The sequence below is a fragment of the Mycobacterium sp. genome (assembly GCF_019247615.1).
Lineage (GTDB): Bacteria > Actinomycetota > Actinomycetes > Mycobacteriales > Mycobacteriaceae > Mycobacterium.
In genome coordinates this window covers 1-5,917 of sequence record NZ_JAFBAT010000168.1, presented here as the reverse complement: position 1 = coordinate 5,917, position 5,917 = coordinate 1, and the positions used below count along the sequence as shown (strand labels likewise).

The window sequence follows — 5,917 nt, the reverse complement described above, 5'->3', positions numbered from 1 at the left end:
CCCGGAAGGAGCCCGGTGAGTTTGGCGATCCGCCCGCGGTCGGCGGGCGGCAGCCAGAACACCCGCACCGGCACGACGGAACGGTCATCATCGGAGTGGGGACCGGGCTCGAGTTCCTCCGCCAACGCCGTCAGCGCCGCCGGCGGCGCATCATTGTCCGGAAGTGCCAGCACCTCGAACTTCGCCCCCGGGTTGCCGGCCCGCTGCCGGCCGACCCAGGCCATCACCAGCTCCGTCTCGACGGGCGAGGTCATCGGCGCCAATACCAGCGAGTCTTGCGCGGTGAGCACTGCGCTGGTACCCGCGGCCGGATTCGTCACGTCCGCCCTTCGGACCGCGAAGGCTTCCGAGCAGGTTTTCCAGAAGGCCCTTGCGCCTCACCGTCTTTGAGCGCGACCGTGGACGCGTTGGGACTCGCCGTGGCCGGCTTCTTCTTGGGCGCGGCCTTGGTCGCAGCCTTCTTTGCGGTGGTTTTGGCGGGCCGAGACTTGGTGCTTTTCGCCGCCTTCTTTTCCGAGTACAGACTCTGGGGTAGTTCGCCGAGCTCGTTGTCGGGCCAGTTCGCCAAGGTGTCCAAGTACAGCTGGCGGACCTCCGCAATGTGCTCCGGCAGCGTCTCGAGTGTCCAGTCCTGCACCGAAATGGGTGGAAACACCGCGACGTCAACCGTGCCGGGGTTGATCGTGGTCGAGTTTCGAGCGGCGACGATCTCCGCGTTGCGGATCACGATCGGAACGATCGGAATCCCCACCGCCATCGCGATGCGGAACGGGCCCTTCTTGAAGGGCCCGACCTCGGTGGTGTCCACCCGGGTGCCCTCGGGGGCGATCACGATCGAGAGGCCGTTCTTCGCGCGCTCCTCGACCGTGTGCATCGTCTCCACCGCGGCGACCGGATCGTCCCGGTCGATGAAAACCCCATCCAGCAACTTGCCCAGGGGACCCATGATCGGGTCTTTTTCCAGTTCCTTCTTGCCCACCCCGACCCAGTTGTCGCGGACCAGCGCGCCGGCGATGACCGGATCGACCTGGTTGCGGTGATTGAAGATGAACACCGCCGGGCGGCGCGCGGTCAGGTTCTCTGCGCCGATGACATTGAGATGGACGCCGCTGATCGCCAGCAGCAACTGGGAGAAAGTGGACGTGAAGAAATTGACGCCGCGCCGCCGGCTCCGCGTCAGCACACCGATCCCGACTGCGCCGGCCGCGACCGGGAACATCGAACTGAAGCCGGCAAGAGTTCGGACCTGCCGGCGCAGGCCGACGCGGCCCCGGCTGTCGAACCGCAGGATCGGCCAGCCACGGCGCTTGGCCACCGCGGCCATCTTGCCTTCCGGATTGGTCGGGCGGGGATTGCCGACCAGGTACATGAGCGCAACGTCCTCGTCACCGTCAGCGTAGAAGTAGCTGTCTTTGAGGTCGATGCCGTGCTCGGCGGCGAAGCGCTGGACCGCGGCGGCCTTGCCCGGCCCCCACAGGATCGGCTTCTGCACGCCGCCCGTGAGGATGCCGTCTTCGTTGGTCTCGAACTTGTTGGTGAGCATGTTGGAGATACCGAGGAAGCGCGCCACCGGATTGACCTGAATGGTCAGCGCCGACGAGCTGAGCACCACAGTGTGACCGCGGGCCACATGGGCCCGCACCAGCTCGCGCATCTCGGGGTAGATCCGCGACTCGATGCGTTGGACGAACAGCCGCTCGCCGATCTCCTCCAGGTCGTCGAGCAGCCGCCCGGCCAGCGCCGCGGCGGCCTTGCCGATGAGGTCTTCGAATTCGATGCGGCCCAGCGTGTGGCTCAGACCGGCCTGGACCATGCTGAGTAGCTCGCCGACCCCCATGTCGCGGCGCAGCAACCGCTCCTGGGTCAAGATGACCGCCGTGAAGCCGGCGACCAACGTCCCGTCGAGGTCGAAGAACGCGCCGATCTTGGGCCCGGGCGGGCTGGCCATGATCTCGGCGACCGACCCGGGCAACCGCATGTCCTGCCCCGGCTTATCGGGTTTGCCACCCTTTTCCGGCAATGCGCTCATGAGCCCGCCACCGTACGCGCCGAGGTGGCCGGCTCGGTGAACGACGCGGGCACCGCGCGCACCGCCGGGTCGCCGGCCAGCGCGAGGATCTCGTCGAAACCCTCCAGCAGGCACTGGGCGAACAACGGCTCGTTGCGGACTGAGGCGCGGTCGTAGCGCACCGTGATCGTGCACCACCCGCCCCGCGAGATGAGCACCACCATCATCGCCACGCCGGGAAGCGGTCCAATGCCGTACTGCCGCAGGATCTTTGCGCCGGCGATGTAGGTGTCTCCCGGGTAGACCGGAACGTTGCTCGCCTGCACGTCCGAGCCGATCACCGAGCCGGTGATCCCCTCGAGCACCGGGGTGGGCAACACGCTCAGCAGCGGTGCGATGGAACCGACGATGTTCATCGCGGGCTCGTCGCGGCGCTGTGTCATCTGGGCGCGGATCTTCTTCATCCGTGAAACCGGGTCGGCGGTGCCCAACGGCGCCGCCAGGTTGACGCCGGTGAACCGGTTTCCGCCGGCCGTGTCGGCTTCGGCCCGCAGGTTCACCGGCACCGCCATGGGCAGCGTGCTGATGGGCACGCCAAGCGCCTCGTGGTACCGGCGCAACGCGCCGCAGAGGCCGGCGAGATAAGCATCGTTGATTGACCCACCGCCAGCTTTTGCGGCCTTGTGCAGGTCTGCCAGCGGGATATCTATCGCTTCGGTGCGGGTGGCCAGGCTGCGCCGGCGTAGCAGCGGCGACGGTTCGGCGGCCCGATTCATCACCCGTACGCCCGACATGGCGTAGCTGACCGCTCCGCCGACCGTGGAAACGGGATCGAGCACCGCCTTGCCGGCCACCGACACCGCACCGGAGACCGCCCCCACCACGCCATTGACGATGGCGAATGGCAGGCGGCTGATGCCCTGCCGCATCAGGTCGTTGGGGGTTAAATCCTGCGGAATGGGTTGTGGCGGCGCCGGCCTGGGCGGCGCGTCGCGCTCGAGGTCATAGATCTCGGCGAACATTTCGACGCCCCCGACGCCGTCGGTGACGGCGTGGCTGACGTGCAGCAAGGTCGCGGCCCTGCCGTCGGCCAGGCCCTCCACCAGGGTGGCCGTCCACAACGGCCGGGATATGTCCAATGGCGATTGCAGGATGACCTCGGCCAGGTCGAACACCTCGCGCATGGTGCCGGACCCCGACACGCGCACGCGGCGCACATGGAAGTCCAGGTTGAAGTCGGGATCCACCACCCAGCGGGGAGCCGCCGTCGGCAACGTTGGAACGACGACCTTCTGGCGCAGCCGCAGCACGCGGCGCGAGGCGTTTTCGAATCGGGTGCGGTAACGCTCCCAGTCCGGTGCGGTGTCGAGCAGTTCCAGCGCCATGATCCCCGACCGAGTGCGGGGATTGGCTTCGCCCCGGTGCATGAGGTAGTCGACCGGTCCCAGCTCGTCGGACAATTTAACGCTCTCGACAGGCTCAGTCATGATCGTGAATTCGACGCGCCAAGGTTGTCACCGCCGACCAAGCCTCCTGCCTCGGACCTGCCTTGTATCCGCCAACCGAATTGCCAACACAACGCTAGTCGGGTTGCCGCGACGGTGAAAGGATGCCCTGGTCCGGATCCCGGGCGAAGCCGCGCGCCGGAGCCGGGTCAGCTGGCCGATGTTGCCGGGAGCGGCAGCGGATCCGACAGCGAGCTGCCGCGCCGACCGTAGACGACACCCAGGAAGTCGGCGACGGCATCGGCGGCCAGGCGTGAGCGCAGGGTGGGGGTGAGGTCGAAGGCGTGGTGAGCGTTGGCCAGTACGGCATGCGCTACCGTGGCGGCGCCGGCGTCCCGCAGCGCCGCGCAGAACGCGTGTGACTGCCCCACGGGAACCAGTTCGTCCTTCTCGCCATGCAGCACGAAGAAGGGCGGGGCCGCGCTGTTGGCATACGAAATCGGCGATGCCGCCTTGAACCGCTCAGGGTCGTTGGCGAAACGGGTCTTCAGTACGAAGTGCTCGAGGAACGGCAGCATCATTTCGTGCATGTTCTCGAAGTCGGTGAAGTCGTAAACGCCGTAGTACGGCGCCGCGGCCTGAAGACTTGTGTCCGCATGTTCAAACCCCGGCTGGAAGGTCGGATCGTTCGGGGTGAGCGCGGCCATCGATGCCAGGTGACCGCCCGCCGATCCGCCGGTGACCGCGATGAAATCGGGATCGCCCCCGTAGTCGGCGATGTTTTCGCGGACCCAGGCGATCGCCCTCTTGACGTCGATGAGGTGCGCCGGAAACGTGCAGCGGGGGCTCTTGCTGTAGTTGATCGACACGCAGATCCACCCGAGTTCGACCATCCGGCTCATCAGGGTGTAGGCCTGCACTCGTTTGTCGCCGACAGCCCATGCGCCGCCGGGCACCTGAATCAGCACCGGCGCCCGGCGCCCGGGCGCCATGTCGTGGCGCCGCCAGATGTCGAGCAGGTGCTCGCTACCGCCCGGACCGTAAGGGATGTCTGAGGTCTGCGCCGCGTACCGGCGGTGTGGCCCGGGCCGGTTCAACAGCCCGCTACGCGGACGGCACTCGGACTGCGCGCAGGTCGGATGGCGCACCAGGTCACGGAAGTCCGGCCCGAAGCAGCGCTCGAGCGCCGCAGTGAGGGCTTCGTCGGCCTTCTGCGCGGCCCAGGCGGCGCCGACGCGACCGAGCGACGGCGGCGATATACGCGTCAAGGCATGGCCGGTCACGACGTGCGGCGGAAACTCGGTGGTGAGCCAGCCGGCGACCCAGCCAACCGCGAACGGCGAGCCGCGCAGCAGCACCGCGCCGGCTCGATAGGTATGTCTGGCGTCGGCCGCCAGTCGCAGCGCCTGGGCGCCAGCCCACGAGCACCGCGAGGTCAAGTTCAAGGCCACGCTCATGCAACGCCACCTTTCGACGTGGGCACACGCCTCGCCCCGTTGCGGTTAACGGATGTTTACCAACCGATGTTCTGCGTGTGTCGCGGCTCACACCATAACCGATTAGTGCGGTGCGGGAAGACTTTTCGGGCGCGTCGCGCCGCCGAGCGCTATCCGGAAGCCCCGTTGGATAGACTGACCTGCACATTGCCTCCGTAGCTCAGGTGGATAGAGCAAGGGCCTTCTAATCCCTAGGTCGCACGTTCGAGTCGTGCCGGGGGCACTGGTCAGAGGGTGTTTTCGGTCCCCCTGAAAATGGCGGTCATCGTTTATTCATCGTTTATGTCCGTCACAGCGCGATCCAGCAGGTCGGCGACCTGAGTGTGAACGCGTCCGCGGGACATGTATCGATCCTGGGTCATGGACACCTTCGCGTGCCCGAGGTGGTCAGCACCGATCCGTGCCGATAGTCCGGCGTCGTCGATGAGCGTTGCCACGGTCTTGCGGAAGCTGTGCGACGTCACGTCAGGCATCCCGAGCTCATCGCGTACCGTGCGCCACGCGGTGTTGAAGTTTTCCGGGTCACGAAGCGTTCCGCTGCTGGATGCAAAGATCGTCTCTTGCTGGCCGACGTACGGGCGCTTGCGGCGGTCGTTGAGAACCGCGACGGCGAACGACGGCAACGGAACGGTACGGCGACCGGCGGCGGTCTTGGTCTCATCGATTCTCGTCAGACCGATCCCGCGCTGGCGAACCACCTTGCCGGTTACGGCGACGGTGCCAGCGTCGGCGTCGAAGTCGCTCCACCGCAACGCGAGGAGCTCGGAGCGGCGGAGCCCGGTCGCGAGCAACAGTGTGATCGGGTCGACCAAGTCGCGCCGTTGGCATTCTTCGGATGCGCGCACCTTCGTCAGCAAATCCCGTACTTGTTCGGCCGTGAGCGCCGACGCGCCTTTCGGAGCCGCCTTGGATCTGATCGACTGCACATCGCGCACCGGATTGGTGCCGAGGACGTTGTTCAGCACAGC

The 5,917-nt window shown here is 66.9% G+C and carries 4 protein-coding genes, 1 tRNA gene and 1 pseudogene; 1 reads left to right on the top strand and 5 read right to left on the bottom strand.

Going from position 1 to position 5,917, the window contains the following annotated elements:
* The 4 genes and pseudogenes from JO059_RS11320 to JO059_RS11305 form a co-directional block, all read right to left on the bottom strand.
* Nucleotides 1–320, bottom strand: a pseudogene (locus tag JO059_RS11320) (glycerol-3-phosphate acyltransferase); the annotation flags it as partial.
* Nucleotides 317–2,029 (bottom strand): HAD-IB family hydrolase/lysophospholipid acyltransferase family protein, encoded by a 1,713-nt coding sequence (locus JO059_RS11315; protein WP_293316894.1) that lies wholly within the window; start codon nt 2,027–2,029, stop codon nt 317–319. The gene JO059_RS11315 and the pseudogene JO059_RS11320, both read right to left, overlap by 4 nt.
* On the bottom strand, nt 2,026–3,495 hold the full coding sequence (locus tag JO059_RS11310) for a wax ester/triacylglycerol synthase family O-acyltransferase (RefSeq protein WP_293316892.1): 1,470 nt from the start codon (nt 3,493–3,495) through the stop codon (nt 2,026–2,028). Before JO059_RS11310 ends, JO059_RS11315 begins: the two co-directional genes overlap by 4 nt.
* A gap of 167 nt (nt 3,496–3,662) precedes the next feature.
* Complete coding sequence (locus tag JO059_RS11305; protein ID WP_293316890.1) at nt 3,663–4,910, bottom strand: alpha/beta hydrolase; 1,248 nt, start codon at nt 4,908–4,910, stop codon at nt 3,663–3,665.
* A 188-nt stretch (nt 4,911–5,098) separates the two neighbouring features.
* Between JO059_RS11305 and JO059_RS11300 the strand changes: the two genes are divergently transcribed.
* Nucleotides 5,099–5,172 (top strand) — tRNA-Arg (locus JO059_RS11300).
* Nucleotides 5,173–5,218: 46 nt separating this feature from the next.
* Here the strand turns inward: JO059_RS11300 and JO059_RS11295 are convergent.
* On the bottom strand, nt 5,219–5,917 hold a 699-nt coding region (locus JO059_RS11295; RefSeq protein ID WP_293316887.1), incomplete at its 5' end, for a site-specific integrase.